At 46.1% G+C, this 13655-nt stretch carries 16 protein-coding genes and 1 pseudogene; 2 read left to right on the top strand and 15 right to left on the bottom strand.

Translation table 11 applies throughout. The features are described 5' to 3' along the window. Window positions 1-18 precede the first annotated feature (18 nt). Window positions 19-2091, top strand: coding sequence for a polyphosphate kinase 1 (gene ppk1 / locus NHAL_RS11230; RefSeq protein WP_013033261.1), 2073 nt, complete (start codon window positions 19-21; stop codon window positions 2089-2091). Window positions 2092-2261: 170 nt separating this feature from the next. On the opposite strand, the pseudogene NHAL_RS22495 reads toward ppk1, so the two are convergent. The 15 genes and pseudogenes from NHAL_RS22495 to NHAL_RS11170 form a co-directional block, all read right to left on the bottom strand. Then, a pseudogene (locus NHAL_RS22495) lies at window positions 2262-2321 on the bottom strand (excalibur calcium-binding domain-containing protein); the annotation flags it as partial. A 389-nt stretch (window positions 2322-2710) separates the two neighbouring features. After that, on the bottom strand, window positions 2711-2962 hold the full coding sequence (locus tag NHAL_RS21190; RefSeq protein ID WP_157862558.1) for a hypothetical protein: 252 nt from the start codon (window positions 2960-2962) through the stop codon (window positions 2711-2713). Between the two features lie 115 nt (window positions 2963-3077). Next, window positions 3078-3629: a hypothetical protein gene (locus NHAL_RS11225; protein ID WP_157862557.1), complete on the bottom strand. Its 552-nt coding sequence runs from the start codon at window positions 3627-3629 to the stop codon at window positions 3078-3080. Between the two features lie 459 nt (window positions 3630-4088). After that, on the bottom strand, window positions 4089-4667 hold the full coding sequence (locus NHAL_RS11220) for a sigma factor-like helix-turn-helix DNA-binding protein (protein WP_013033258.1): 579 nt from the start codon (window positions 4665-4667) through the stop codon (window positions 4089-4091). A 78-nt stretch (window positions 4668-4745) separates the two neighbouring features. Next, on the bottom strand, window positions 4746-4892 hold the full coding sequence (locus NHAL_RS21185) for a hypothetical protein (protein WP_157862556.1): 147 nt from the start codon (window positions 4890-4892) through the stop codon (window positions 4746-4748). Next, window positions 4889-5635: an SAM-dependent methyltransferase gene (locus NHAL_RS11215; RefSeq protein WP_013033257.1), complete on the bottom strand. Its 747-nt coding sequence runs from the start codon at window positions 5633-5635 to the stop codon at window positions 4889-4891. The genes NHAL_RS21185 and NHAL_RS11215 overlap by 4 nt, the downstream gene beginning before the upstream one ends. 139 nt (window positions 5636-5774) lie before the next feature. Continuing rightward, a complete protein-coding gene (locus NHAL_RS11210; RefSeq protein WP_013033256.1) occupies window positions 5775-6281 on the bottom strand; it encodes a hypothetical protein in 507 nt (168 codons plus the stop codon). Between the two features lie 69 nt (window positions 6282-6350). Further along, window positions 6351-6677 (bottom strand): hypothetical protein, encoded by a 327-nt coding sequence (locus NHAL_RS11205; RefSeq protein WP_013033255.1) that lies wholly within the window; start codon window positions 6675-6677, stop codon window positions 6351-6353. 153 nt (window positions 6678-6830) lie between these two features. Continuing rightward, entirely contained in the window at window positions 6831-7085 is a 255-nt protein-coding gene (locus NHAL_RS22490) for a ParE family toxin-like protein (RefSeq protein ID WP_013033254.1), read from the bottom strand. After that, window positions 7082-7282 carry a hypothetical protein gene (locus tag NHAL_RS11195; protein ID WP_013033253.1) on the bottom strand — a complete coding sequence of 67 codons (201 nt, stop codon included), beginning with the start codon at window positions 7280-7282 and terminating at the stop codon, window positions 7082-7084. Before NHAL_RS11195 ends, NHAL_RS22490 begins: the two co-directional genes overlap by 4 nt. Window positions 7283-7396: 114 nt before the next feature. Next, the gene (locus tag NHAL_RS11190) at window positions 7397-8371 is read right to left on the bottom strand and encodes a DNA-processing protein DprA (protein WP_013033252.1); all 975 of its coding nucleotides are present in this window, start codon (window positions 8369-8371) and stop codon (window positions 7397-7399) included. Further along, window positions 8371-8994 carry a hypothetical protein gene (locus tag NHAL_RS11185; protein ID WP_013033251.1) on the bottom strand — a complete coding sequence of 208 codons (624 nt, stop codon included), beginning with the start codon at window positions 8992-8994 and terminating at the stop codon, window positions 8371-8373. The genes NHAL_RS11190 and NHAL_RS11185 overlap by 1 nt, the downstream gene beginning before the upstream one ends. After that, window positions 8991-9608, bottom strand: coding sequence for an HAD family hydrolase (locus tag NHAL_RS11180; protein ID WP_013033250.1), 618 nt, complete (start codon window positions 9606-9608; stop codon window positions 8991-8993). Before NHAL_RS11180 ends, NHAL_RS11185 begins: the two co-directional genes overlap by 4 nt. An 89-nt stretch (window positions 9609-9697) precedes the next feature. Continuing rightward, entirely contained in the window at window positions 9698-9979 is a 282-nt protein-coding gene (locus tag NHAL_RS11175; RefSeq protein ID WP_203434317.1) for a hypothetical protein, read from the bottom strand. A gap of 92 nt (window positions 9980-10071) precedes the next feature. Then, window positions 10072-12429, bottom strand: coding sequence for a hypothetical protein (locus tag NHAL_RS11170; RefSeq protein ID WP_041354900.1), 2358 nt, complete (start codon window positions 12427-12429; stop codon window positions 10072-10074). Between the two features lie 100 nt (window positions 12430-12529). Between NHAL_RS11170 and NHAL_RS21180 the strand changes: the two genes are divergently transcribed. Next, on the top strand, window positions 12530-12835 hold the full coding sequence (locus NHAL_RS21180) for a hypothetical protein (protein ID WP_157862555.1): 306 nt from the start codon (window positions 12530-12532) through the stop codon (window positions 12833-12835). Window positions 12836-13655: the final 820 nt, after the last annotated feature.

Raw genomic sequence — 13655 nt, 5'->3', positions numbered from 1 at the left:
TTCCCAGGGACTCAACTTATGGATGCCCCCGACCTAAAGCACCCTGATCTTTATATCAATCGCGAGCTTAGCCTGCTGCAATTTCACAGCCGGGTACTCGCCCAGGCGACGGACGAGAGCATTCCCTTATTGGAAAGATTGCGCTTTCTGTGCATCTCCAGCACCAATCTAGATGAATTCTTCGAAATCCGGGTATCCGGTCTTAAGGAGCAGATTGCCCTAGGCTCGGTACAGGCAGGTCCGGATGGCTTAACTCCCCATGAAACCTTAAAGCGGGTCAGTGAATATGCCCACGGCATGGTGGAAGAACAATACCGGATCCTACAGGAAACCTTGTTTCCCCAACTTGAAAAGGAAAATATCCGCTTTCTCCGGCGCCAAGAATGGACTCCCAAACAGGCCCAATGGGTAAAGCGCTACTTTAATAGCGAGCTGCTACCCATGCTCAGCCCGCTGGGCTTGGACCCTGCCCACCCCTTTCCGCGTATTATCAATAAGAGTCTAAATTTTATCGTTTCCCTAGAAGGAAAAGATGCCTTTGGCCGTGAGAACGGGATTGCCGTGGTCATGGCCCCGCGGACTTTGCCACGACTCATCCATGTACCCCGCGCTTATGCCAAGGGACCCTATGAGTTCATTTTCCTCTCCTCCATTATCCATGCCTATGTGGATGACCTGTTCCCCGGCATGTCCGCGACGGGTTGTTACCAATTCCGGGTCACCCGTAACAGCGATCTATTTGTGGACGAGGAGGAGATCGACGACCTATTGCACGCCCTGGAAGGGGAACTGTCGACCCGCCGCTATGGCGATGCCGTCCGTTTAGAAGTCGCAGACAACTGTCCCGACGAGATGGCCGACTTTCTTCTCAAACAGTTCAACCTCACTTTAGACGACCTCTATAAAGTGAATGGGCCCGTCAACCTGAACCGCCTAATGCCCCTCCCCGACCTGGTAGACCGTCCTGATCTCAAGTACCCCCCATTCACTCCCGGTCTTCCCCTGCGCATGACCCGCAATACGGATATCTTTGAAATCATTCAGCGGGGTGATGTATTACTACACCATCCTTTTGAATCTTTTGCCCCCGTAGTCGAGTTCTTACGCAAAGCGGCGGCCGATCCGCAGGTGCTGGCGATTAAACAAACCCTCTACCGCACTGGCCCCGATTCCGTCATTGCCGATGCCTTGGTGGAAGCCGCCAAAACAGGCAAGGAAGTCACGGCGGTAGTGGAGTTGCGCGCCCGCTTCGACGAAGAAGAAAATATTCATTTGGCCAACCGCCTACAGGATGCGGGGGCTCAAGTGGTGTATGGGGTGGTGGGCTATAAAAGCCACGCCAAAGTGATGGTTGTCGTACGCCGGGAGGGGAAGCGCTTGCGGCGTTATGTCCATCTAAGCACTGGCAATTACCATGCCCGGACCAGCCGAATTTATACTGATATTGGTTTGCTGACCTGCGATAAGGACATAGGCGATGATGCCCATAAGATCTTTTCCCAACTGACGGGGCTCGGCCGAGCCCGAAAGCTCAAGAAACTCTGGCAATCCCCCTTCACCCTCCATAAGCAGCTTATCGGCTACATTGATCGGGAAGCAGAACATGCGAAGGATGGCAAGCCTGCCCACCTCATTGCCAAGATGAATTCCCTCACCGAGCCCCAACTCATCCAAGCCCTTTATCGGGCCTCCCAGGCCGGGGTAAAAATCGAGCTTATCATCCGCGGGATCTGCCGGTTGCGGCCCGGTATTCCCAACGTCTCAGACAACATTCAGGTGCGCTCCATTGTCGGCCGTTTTCTGGAACATAGCCGCATTTATTATTTTCTCAATGATGGTCACAGCGAGATCTACTGCTCTAGCGCCGATTGGATGGAGCGGAACATGTTTCGCCGCGTCGAAACCGCCTTTCCTGTTGAAGACCCACGTCTAGCCGAGCGGCTATTGAAAGAAGGGCTGTTACTCTATCTTTCAGATAACACCCAGGCCTGGATACTGCAATCCGACGGCAGTTACAAACGCCTCAAACCCACCGGCAACCAAAAACCCCGCTCGGCCCAACAGATATTACTGGAGAAACGGGCTGACTAAAGCTGCGGGATTTAGCCCCAATCTCTTGGGTCCGCGCTTCAGCAAAAGCTTTTAAAGTGCTCTGTTTTCAATACTATCGATAGTAGTTGTTATCGCCCAGCCATACTAACTCCTTAACTCTACCAGCCTGAAAGGAATGCTTATTTTCAGGGAGTCCTAACATTGTTTAACTACCGACATATCGCCTCACACGGCACGCCATCCCCATCACCGTCTAGGGCAGTGAAATGAAACTACGATAAACGTAATTCCATAAATCATCGGCATGCTCTTCCATTCTGGGTGTACCCAACATTCCCTTGGTATGAAAATGAGGCGGGTTTCCAACATACATGCCCATAATGTGCGGTGAGGCTCCATTCACAAATCCTGAATACGCTTTGCTTATCGCTCTTATTGGCTCTTGGTATGTGCTTGGGTCTAGTTCTACTCCTTCTATCTTGGCCAAGTAAGCATGTATCTTTTTCTTGGAATCGTTGGTCCTTTCTGTTCTGAATCTATCATTGTTCCAGATTTGTCAACTTCCTCTCCCCAGAAGGACTCAAGAAAGCGTTTGTGCAGATCGGTAATGCTGTCGTTTGTGACAGCATAAACAAGAAACATAATATCTTCGTTTGTTTCATCTATAGCGCGATGAAGAATTGCTTGTTCCTGAACAAAGCCGTTGTTTAGCAGTAGCTGCGCAGTGCGGTACAGAGCTTTGGATACGAGCTAACTTTTGAATCATCGCCTGATATATATCTTTTTCTTGAAATCGATACGCATAACCAAATGAAAGTTTTACGAATTTCGGCTTATTTGGCATCGCGCGCTCGAAATCCTGTAATGCCCTATCCATCAAGTTGAGCATTAATTCAATATCAGTAACCATATGTAAACCTAACGGGTCGAAGTTGAGCGGCACCCCGCGCGGAGCGGGCGCTCAAGATGAACGCATCGCGAGTACGGGGCAAAGCCGCGGAATAATGCCCCTCTCGAGCCTTTTGTTAGATTTCTATTATTTCCCGCTTAAGTTTATTAAAATGTGCAATATACCTGATAAACAACTCTGCCAAGTAATGTGCTTTATTGAATAATACTGCCCTTTCTTCTATCGACGGTTGTTTACCATGCGCTCTGTTATTTCTCTCCTCTCGAAGTGTGCTTAGATGGTGCCCTTTTGTAACAACACCCTCTCGAACAACGCAATCAATCATGGTGGAGAGTCTTCTCATATCTTTTTGAACGACAGTAATCGTGGAATTATTTCTGGCCTCAAGTAAATACTCTTTTAGCTCATTTTCAAAAATAAGTCCCAATTCAAATAACGCTATATCAACATTTTCTATATCCAGCATTGATACTGGGCGAATAAGATGGGCCATAAGAATCGAATCCAAGTTGTATTCGCCGAGGTTAATGTCTATCCTGCTTCCTTCCTCAGAATGCTCGTAAACCGCGTAATAAAAATTACCTTCTTTGTATTGCTTTATGTCGGTGGCTTTATCCAAATATTGATAGAATGTAGGCCGTTGGCAAGGAACCTCTTTATTAACCAATTTATATAAGTCACCCTTTTTAATTGGGGTGTTTGGTTTCTCATATAATATTGATCGTATTTCATTCTGAACTCTATCCCTCAATAGGGTTCTCACTAGCCCTGATTCTTCTAAACAGTAATTTAAGTCGTCACAATAAACTTCTTTATATCGCTTATTGGTATCTCTGGTCTTAAAAATTGGAGATTCATTAGCTTAGATGTTTTTGAAAGGGACTGCTCTAGAAGATTTATTTCTTTACACAGCTCTGAGTAATGGAGCGGCTTATTTTTTGAGGAAAGCAAGCGATAAGCTTTATCAGCAGCGCTTTTCAAGCAATTGAATTTAATTGATATCAGATCGTCATCTACTTCAATTTCCTCACAGGTCATTAAGAAATGAATTCAGCTCAATTGTAGATAGAATGTAGTCCTTCTCTCTGAGTTTATCTTTCATGCACAAATACCTATCTGTAAGCCGTTAATCCAGTCTCCATTTTTTGGTTTTTAATTTCCCAGAAAGAAGCAAATCTAGATCAGATATAGTTTTGGCCTCAATCTGTCGAACGCGCTCACGCGTGAGATCATAATAAATGCCTATATCTTCTAGTGTATATTCACCTTCGCCTTCAAGATTAAATCTCTTGCACAGAATATCCTTGTTTCTTTCAGCATGATTCCCTCCTTTCTTCTCAAAATACAAATCTATTATAGGAGAGAATACTTGAAGCATATTTCCATTGGCATGCTCAAAATACGATTCCCTAGGATCAAGGACATTTAGAATAAGATCTGGTTCTATATTCTCTATTTTTACAAGCAAATCATCTACTTTCTCAACACTCTCAGAAATGGTTTTCGCACCAATCCCAGACATCCCTACGAATCCACTTTTAATGGTTTCGATTGCCCCAAGAACATTTTCAACTCCACCAGCTGTTAAAATATTTTTAGCTCGATTTGGTATATCTAGAATTTTAACAGGTATGCCTCTAAGTATATTTTTTGCTTCTTCTGTAATATTCATATCGCAACCGATGAGGTCAATATTCCTGCCCACTGAGTAAATTCTCTGCCCCGTAGAAATCTAACGCCTGAATTAAGCCGCGCCGCGAAGCGGCGTCGGCTTGAATGAATGTTAGGCCCGCTTGAGACAGACCTTTCTGTTGATTGCACGGATAACTAGAGCATAAGAAATGAATTCAGGCGCAATCACATCTCGGCGAGCCACCAGCTGTTGCGCGGCACAGCCGTTGACGATCCGCCGGATACGCCAACGAATCACCGCGGCATCAGCGCGAACACCCCCCAGCCCAGGTATTCACGCGTGTAAGCGGCGTATCGCTCGGGTTCCGAGGTCAGTTTGGCTCGAACATCTTTCGCGAACTCGTCGTCGGGATTGGCTTCAAGCCATCGGCGCATGGTGAGCCATTTGGCCGCCTCGTATCTGTCCCAGCCGTCTTGGTCAGCCAGAACCATTTCAACGACGTCGTAGCCAAGGTGGCCGAAAGATGCGAGAAGTTCTGGAAGCATGAGAAAGTCGGAGATTGAGTTGGCAAGACACCCCTTGGCAACATCTTCCGTCGGCGGTAACTGCCGCCAGTAGGGCTCGCCGATGAGGATGATCCCTCCGGTGTGGAGGCTCTGCGCCAGAAGCTCGATAGTGCCGATGACTCCCCCAGCGATCCATGTAGCACCGAGACAGGCTGCCACACCTGCCTTGTCGTCCGAGACGTAGCCGGTAGCATCGCCATGGATGAACTTGACTTGATCGGCGACGCCGAGTTCTTCAGCGCGGAGTTTCGCTTGCTCGGTGAACAACTGGCTCATGTCGATGCCAGTGCCGAGGACTCCGTAATCGCGTGCCCAGGTGCACAGCATCTCCCCCGAACCGCTGCCGAGGTCGAGCACTCGGGTCCCCGTTTCCAGACGCAGCGCCGCGCCGAGAGTGGCGAGCTTTTCGGGTGTGAACGGGTTATGGATGCGGTGAGCACTTTCGCTGATGTTGAAGATCCGTGGAATGTCCATTTCGGGAAATCTCCTTATGGGTGTGAATAGATTCGGTCACGGCCTAACGCTGTGTTAAGGGGCCGAAAAGCCGCACAGCGGTTTTGAGGTCCCAGCGACTGAAAGGAGCGAACTTGAACATATTGTTTTGTTAGACGGATCAAGTGGTAACTCTCGCTCCGATGTGGCTATCGGGTGCTCCACCATCTTTTTCGTCGATCCTTCGCCGAAAATTTGCGCGCAAAGTCCCTTCTTCCTGCAGCTCTCGAAAATAGTTCTGAGATGCCAAAACCAACGCCGTATAAAAGTCCTGCGCGTTTAGAACTGTGACTTCACCGTGAGGAGTCAGATGAAGACGTGACTGATTGCAAACGAGGGCGAATGGTCCAGGATTAAACGCATGCACCATGAGATTTCGGAAGCGCCATAGGTCCTCCGCTCGAGACTTGAGATTATCAGGAAAATATGCCGCCACAAATCCCTTGAAGCGCTCACCAGATCCCATGTTCGGATTCCAAACACCCGCCAGCGCGTCTACTGCGGTGAGAATGGTCAGAAAAGCCAAGAAGGCACCAGCTTCATCAAGCAGGCGCGGAATGCCTCCTATATACATTGAATCGAAGTGAAACCTGAACTCATCAATGTCTTTTTCAGTGGATTCTGTCATTAAGCTTTCCAAGCAGTCTAACGCCAAGCTAAGCGGTGCGACGACAGGAGCATCCGCTTGAGCGCCGTGTTAGATTTTATTTTTCTTGGTTTTCGCCGAACCACGATTCTTGTGTTCAGACAATTTGTGCTCGACATGCCGTAGCACCTCGCCTGTATCTTCATTTATAACTAGCTTTTTATATAAATCCTTTTCTCTATCAATAATTTGTTCTTTATATATAAATTGACCGTCCACACTAAATTCATTGCCTTTAAGAGACTCGAAGCCATATTTCCGGCGGCCTTTTCTTGATTTTTTACGGACAGCACCTTTTGCGGCTAGCCTTCCTACTTTTCCTTGGCTTTGGACGCCTGCAAGTTTTACTGTAACACCTTTACCTTTTTTGTCGCCCATGTAATTAGCTCTTAATCTAACGAACCAAGCTAACCGGCCCGCCGTGTTCAAGGCACGAACCGAAACGCTACGATGCCGCTTAGTAAAACGACAAAACTCAAATTTGCCCCTGAAGTCGGCGGGTCCGAGTTGAGCGTGGTGTTAGGGCTTGCGTCATTGCAACAACTTATCATATTCGGCATGAGTACCTATCCAAAACCACAACAACCCATCCTCTACCTCGACAGCTACTGCTCGATACCGATTTCCCACCCTCACAGACCAAAATTTTTCCACTTTCTTGAAATGCAAGGAGGGATGTTTTGGATTTTCTTTGAGAAGCTCATAATTCTTATCGGCTAGCTCTTTAATTTCTGTTGGTAGTTTGTCATAGCATTCCCAGAATGATGGATTTGTGAAATGCTTCATATTTCTTTGAACTTGCCTTTTTTGAAATCTTTTATTGCTTCTTCTGCAAGTTTATCTAATTTTCCAGATCTCACATCTTCTTCAAACTGTTTATCCCAAATCGCTGCATCAAAGTCCTCAAACCAAGCACGGAATTCAGCAAGCTCTTCACGGGAAAGATTCGAAACTTCTTTTTCGATCTTTTGGACTGTCGCCATGATTCACCTCATTGTGGTCAAGCCCTAACGTTTAGCGTAACCGGCCGGCTTTGGAGCGCTAGCGGAAAAGGCGATCCGCGTTGGCGCTTTTGTTATGCCCATATGCCCCTAGGGCTAAATCATTCTCGGCTGAATAGACGGTGCATCCGCCCTCGGCGGCCTCAGGCGCATTATTCTATCCACGACTAATGCCTTGTTCTGACTATTGATGACAATTACATCGGGTTCTTCACGCATGATTTGTCGATTCAAATCAAACATCGGATTTTCTACATATTTTTCCATATCATAAATCACCACCCTTGGGATTGAATAATCTTTCGCATACCCCATTGCTAACCTTGATCCGCTATCATTCCCCAAATTATTCTTGGCGTAGCTGGCAGATAGGATAATTGAGTTACTAAAAAGCGCTTGAAGCCGATCCCTTTCTTGATATCGCGCACTCATTTCCATCTTCGACTTAGCAACGGTTAAATATTCAGAAATCAAAAGCCCTCCCTTTTCCACAATCTCCCCTGCCAATGCGCGATTCCTAGCTGGAATTACATCATTTAGAGGACTAGGCAGTATTGCGATAGTGAGGCCATCACAATCCAGTGCCTGCCTGTGCGCAATAGAATCGCAACCGAATGCCAAGCCACTAACTATTACTGCGCCACTCCGAACCAGCTCAGCGACAACTTCCTTTTCTTCGGACTCAATATCTTCATCAGGAGTCAGTAATCCGATGACAGCAATATTTTTACTATTTTCAGTTAGCAGTGATAAATCGCCACGATAGAAAAGGAAAATTGGCTTTTCACTATTCTTAACGATACCTCGATGTTGCGGAAAATCTTTGTCTCCCAGTGCAATAACGCCATCTACCGATCCAGCGGAGTCGAGCAGAATTTTTTGCAATACAGACCTCTTTCTCCTGAATTCTTCTATTGATATTGCACTTTTCACCTTACCGGAGCTACTCAACAGGCTGACGATCTCGACGTCAGACTTAACAGTAGATAGGTTCTTGGCAATCCATGCTCTACCAATGCCTTTGTAAGTCCTTGCCGTCATTACATTCAAGGCATTTTCTGTGAAATTCATTACCAAGCTCCTCTTTCCACTTTTCCAACTGCATAGAACGTAACTGTAGATACTCCGCTTCTCATTAGCGTACCAATAGCATCCTCGTCTATATTGACCCCAGGCGTATAAATGTCGTCGATCAGTAGAATATGGTTATCTCTAACCTCGGGTGAGATATCACAAGTGTCTTCTAGAATCCCAGGATAAGGCTCCGGACCGTCATTATTATAATTTGGAATTGGTTGCCGAAGGTGCGTGGTTTTGGTGTTCGTATGCCGACGCAGGTAATTCGTTCCATCAATGAGGCCGGGAATACGACGGACAACGGATCTTACGGTACTTCGAAAGAGTTGCTGCTTTTTATGATATGCCTTTTCTGCCTTTGCCCTCGGAACAACACACACATGCAATTCGGTAAACTCAATCCTTGCATGTATCTTCGGCAGGTCCTCCTGAAGGACGCTGGTCAATTCTTGTACTGCAACCCTCAACTTCCTATCGGCAAAGCTGTTATATGTATTCTTTAGATGATTAAGATAGTCTGGATTCGCCGGTTTCCCCATTCCTGTGTACCGGACGTGATAGAATGCCAATGCATCTTGAGACAAATGATCGTTTGCATTAATCTGAAACTCGATCATAAGGGGTTTGCCTGCTCAGAAATGATTTTGTAGATGTTGGGTCCGGGAATCCCCGCATTGATGGCAGCTTCAACACCGAAAGGATCATTGTCAAAGACAACAATGGATTCTTGGTGCACGGCCATGATGCGTATAGCAGTCTCATACTTGTTAGGCGAGTCGTTGCTAGACAAAACCTCCCAACAAATCAATCGTTTGAAGTGCTCGAGCAATCCGTAGTATTTAAGTATTTCCGTGGCTCTTTTTTCTCGACAGCATGTCAACAATACTATTGTGTTCTCGAGAGAGTGCTCAGAAACCAGACGTGCCAACATGGTATTTAATTGTGTAACCGAGAGAAATTGTGTGAAATAGCCGGTCTTGAGCGAGACTATTTCTTTCAGCTGCGTGTCAGTTAGCGTCGGTAAGCGCTTAGTCAGGCTCTCCCTGTTTGCCCTTTTCTCATCAAAACTGAGCTCAATCTGTCCCTGCGTTACTTCAAAAACGGCGAGCCTGTAAGCCAAATAGTTGGCATAATCGGTATCGACCAAGGTTCCATCTAGGTCGCAAAAAATGGTGGCTCCCGGTGGAATGCTAATGGTGTCGTGATTACCAAATGTCAGCTCTCTATTCACAGCACCTAAACCACGTAGGCATAACGCCTCAATAACCGGCGTGCGCTTTTTACGCGTCCGGCGCCGAAGGCGCGAAGTTGATTGATTTGTTATGTTTTGCGCTCAATCTTCACCGCCGATTCGTCCCCGGAGTGGATGAAGAACATGCCCTCTCCATGATCGGGATCTGGGAACTCGAAGATACCCCGGCCGCAGTACTCATCTCTCTCCCAGACACCCTGCCATGTAAATTCCAACATCGGTACCCGAGTTGATACTCGCACATCAAGCCAGCCTCGCATAGCGCCAAATACGAATTCGCCTTTGTCCTCGGTGAATTCAAAGTAGCCCGGCTCCTCTAAATCTACATATTCCTGCGGCCAAGTCTCCATCCAGGTAATACGCCATTTTCCGATAAAGTAGTGCATCTATGCCTCAGAAAAAAACATAACGCTCGCGTAATAGGCGCGAGCTTGCGAGCGTCCTAATTGACGCGCTTGTTATGTGATGATTCGCTATCTCGATTCTCTGCAAGTGCTATATAATGATACGGCAAGTCGTCATTATCTATATTTATTGCAATAATCAAGCAATACTTAACATGATTCGGCTCCAGACCCAAAGCAGATGCATGATCAATAAACTCATAGCGTTTGTCTCGATTCTCGTCTTTAAATAGGACTACAACCAAAGCATACTCTGATGATTCTGGCGGCTTATATATAACAATATTATTATGGTCGTCGGATTGCCATGTTCTATGCACCACCTTGGATAAGTCTTTGATATGCTGAACTAGCTTTCTCTGATCATCTGGGGGGAAGCGATTGAGTATACACCCGATCTCTGTCCAACGCGCAGTAGATCGCTCCTCGAGTTTACTAAATATCTTCTTGAAAAAAGGCGATATTTTGGGTTGAGGCTTATCAATTAATATACCTTGGTCTTTTGACATATAATACTTGTCTAATGGCTCAGACATCCCTGATATTATGACTTCTGCTTCATCATCACTTACCATATTCCCAATATTCAGCAAGTTAGTAATGTATAGCCCCATAAAATCGAGCTCATCCCCCATGAACTTGTAATTTCCTTCAAGCTCAGTTCTTCTTAGAAGATAGTGGATGATTTGAACAGGGTGTTCGAGAAAATCAAACAATGTTTCGAAATCGGCAAGGTTCATTGATGGGCAAGGCGCGAAATCATCCGGAATCCAACCGGTTTCATTAAACAGCCTCAAGTTTGTCTGAAGAGTAGCAAAATCTTCTAGAGATACTGAAACCCGAAGCGCTTTATTTATAGATCTTATATCTACAGGGATCTCTTTCAAAAGAGAATCGTCTGGTTCATCCTGAACCCTAAGATCGTTAAGCTTCTTTTCTAATCGATTCGACTGAATTCCTGGCTCTATCAGGACTTCCTCAAGGTGCCTCTTTATTCGGTCTGGCGCGCCTCTTAAAGCAGGCCTCGATATTCTTTGTGATTTCGCCTCAATAATAATTGCATGAGAATCAATAAATGCAATAAGGTCGGTTTCATACTGAGCTTCACCCTGATTCCATTTAACCCCAGAAACTACTTGTGACTCAGGAAACCTTGTCTTAACAACCTCTTTAATCTTTGACTCCAGATAATCAGCTCGCCGGTCGTGAAGAGACTTCTTATCTACTCCCTCCACAATCTCATTTAGCGTGTCTAGAACGAAGCTAAAGAATAGCTGGGGCAATACGCAATAGTATCCACTATAGGATGAGATTACTGGCTTCTTCCACACAGGGTTTTCCAAAAAGAGAAATTCTTTCTTTTCGTCCCTGAGATCGCCGAATCTGTATGAAAAGTGACTTAGAACATTATCGATAATACTTTCATCAATTTTTAGCCGCTCCGACAATTCATGACTATTGATAAAGTAGTAGTCAGGCATTCTCAGATCGAAATGCGATAAAATCATGGCAAAAAGATTCTTTCGCGACATCTTTTTTATATCAATGTTCTCGGAAAACCTATCAGCCTCATTTTTCCCTTGCCCAATCAATTCATGATATTTAACTAGCATGTCGTACGGCGCTTTTGTGGACTTTAGATCGGACAATATATTAAATCTCTTAGAAAGCTTTTCCTCTACAGATTCAGTCAAAACCTTAAAAACATCAATGGCATTTGTGGCTGAAAAGCCAAACTTATTATAGATTTCCCCATCAAAGTGACTATATAATTCCTTCGAAATACCAACCACTTGAGAATGAAAACCCCAATTCCTAACCATTTGTGTATGACTTCGTAGAAACTCTTGGACCTGATTGATAGCCATTTCAATATTGGATGACTCCAATAGCTCTACATTCATCCTACTAAATTTAAAGGCGTGACCTATTTCTATTAATCGATCCCATACCTTCTGAACTATATCAGGAGTGACAGGGAGCGCGCCGAGTTCGTTCTCTGGTATTTGTAGAGCCAGCGCCTGAACTAGCTCCACATGTGCCTGATTTAGGCCTCCAGATGATTCTTTTGATTGGACTCCACCATCACCTGCTCCAACAGTCAAACCATAGGCTGAGAGAATACTTATTAAGGTGGTAGGGTCATACTGCCTCAAAATATCGTTCAACGATTCGAATATCTCAGCAACTTTATCTTTCCCGTTCTTTCCTAGTTCTACAATCAACTCTTTCCTTTGTTCACCAGTGAGGCCAGACAGTGGGTTTTCCATCATTGTCATCACTGGTCCAGAGAAAGATTGTTTACCAGCAGTGCGCTTGTTAGATTTAAGACGGTTGCGGATTTTCTTTGCTTTCCTTTTCTTAGCATCTCGTCTGGACTTACTATTTCGACCCACAATATGTCCCTATTGGCAGTACGGAGCGGTCACATAACGTCTGAGCTAAGCGGCGCGGCTTTAGCCGCGTCCGGTGGAGGCCCGAAGGGCCGGAACGAACTTGAGCGGCTTGTTAGCTGTGGATGGGCCGATCTTCTTTCGGCCACCCTGGGCGGCGAGCGAAGCCCGCCCCGGTGCTCGATTGGCACCGACCCGGACGAGACTGAAGCCTTTCCGGGCTGACGCAGCAAACACCGAGCCCGCCGGACGGCTAAGCGAGAAGTGGCAGCGCGGAACTGGGCTATCGGCGCCGCGCCCGGAGGCCGCTCCAACGCCCGTGGCACGGCCGGGTCTATCAACTGCGCCCCTCTGGCCGTTCTGCGGTGCCGATCTACAAATACTCATTCCAACAGCTAACATGAAATAGCCTGACTAAGATGCGTCTTGTTACACGCAATCGGCTACTGGCCAATACCTATTTCTACCCTTATATCAAAGAATTACTCATTCTGTCAGCCCATATTAGTTTTGGCAAACATGCACATCAACTTTGCTTTTTCGTTTTGCGACCTACGTCTTATAAGACGCATGCCAACTCTCAAAATGGAGAAAGAATTTCCCATATCTATCCCTACAAAACCAAGGCTACGCAAATCATAGGCAAAATAACAATGCCTCTAGGAGCCAAAAATATCTCGAAAAACATGCCTTGCAGCTCCCGCGATCGATAACATTCAGGAGTACCTTTTGCTCGGCGCCCTGTCGTGAAATCTGAACAAGTTAGCAGAGGTTAGGGTTAGCTATTTAAATTTCATCAGAAGAGCCCCATTTTTCAGCTTGCCTTCAGTTTCATTCTTTATTCTTACACTCTGTAACAACACTACAAGGAGGCATGTCCAAATGAAACGGAAACAAGAGACTGAACCTCGTAGCTCACCGCTTACTTTTTCCTTGCTAATTCTCTATGCGCTGTTTGTCCTCATCCTGCTTGGCTTAGGTTGAGGTGCTGCTTAAGCCGCCATAGCTTAGACGCGGTATAAAAAGTCTTTTGCACTGGTCCAGGTTTTCCAGGGTGTAACTGTGGCAGGGGCACTCTAGAAAAGGGTGCCCTTGCTTTTCGGTGGCGTGTTCTATCCCTATGCCCCCTTACTTAATTTTGCGGACGCAAAAAAATGATTGCCCGTCCGGTCTTGGTGCATGAAGTTGTAGAAATTTAGGGTGGGCGGGTATCCGTATAAATTTTGTGG

This window comes from Nitrosococcus halophilus Nc 4 (assembly GCF_000024725.1).
Lineage (GTDB): Bacteria > Pseudomonadota > Gammaproteobacteria > Nitrosococcales > Nitrosococcaceae > Nitrosococcus > Nitrosococcus halophilus.
Note: the sequence above shows the minus strand (reverse complement) of the source record. Positions and strands in the feature narration are given on the sequence as shown.

Excerpts from the sequence above, each read along its gene's own strand:
- ppk1 (WP_013033261.1), top strand. The coding sequence starts at position 19 with ATGGATGCCCCCGACCTAAAGCACCCTGATCTTTATATCAATCGCGAG.
- NHAL_RS21190 (WP_157862558.1), bottom strand. The coding sequence starts at position 2,962 with ATGGTTACTGATATTGAATTAATGCTCAACTTGATGGATAGGGCATTA.
- NHAL_RS11185 (WP_013033251.1), bottom strand. The coding sequence starts at position 8,994 with ATGATCGAGTTTCAGATTAATGCAAACGATCATTTGTCTCAAGATGCA.
- NHAL_RS11190 (WP_013033252.1), bottom strand. The coding sequence starts at position 8,371 with ATGAATTTCACAGAAAATGCCTTGAATGTAATGACGGCAAGGACTTAC.
- NHAL_RS11205 (WP_013033255.1), bottom strand. The coding sequence starts at position 6,677 with ATGGGCGACAAAAAAGGTAAAGGTGTTACAGTAAAACTTGCAGGCGTC.
- NHAL_RS11210 (WP_013033256.1), bottom strand. The coding sequence starts at position 6,281 with ATGACAGAATCCACTGAAAAAGACATTGATGAGTTCAGGTTTCACTTC.
- NHAL_RS11195 (WP_013033253.1), bottom strand. The coding sequence starts at position 7,282 with ATGGCGACAGTCCAAAAGATCGAAAAAGAAGTTTCGAATCTTTCCCGT.
- NHAL_RS22490 (WP_013033254.1), bottom strand. The coding sequence starts at position 7,085 with ATGAAGCATTTCACAAATCCATCATTCTGGGAATGCTATGACAAACTA.
- NHAL_RS11215 (WP_013033257.1), bottom strand. The coding sequence starts at position 5,635 with ATGGACATTCCACGGATCTTCAACATCAGCGAAAGTGCTCACCGCATC.
- NHAL_RS11175 (WP_203434317.1), bottom strand. The coding sequence starts at position 9,979 with ATGGAGACTTGGCCGCAGGAATATGTAGATTTAGAGGAGCCGGGCTAC.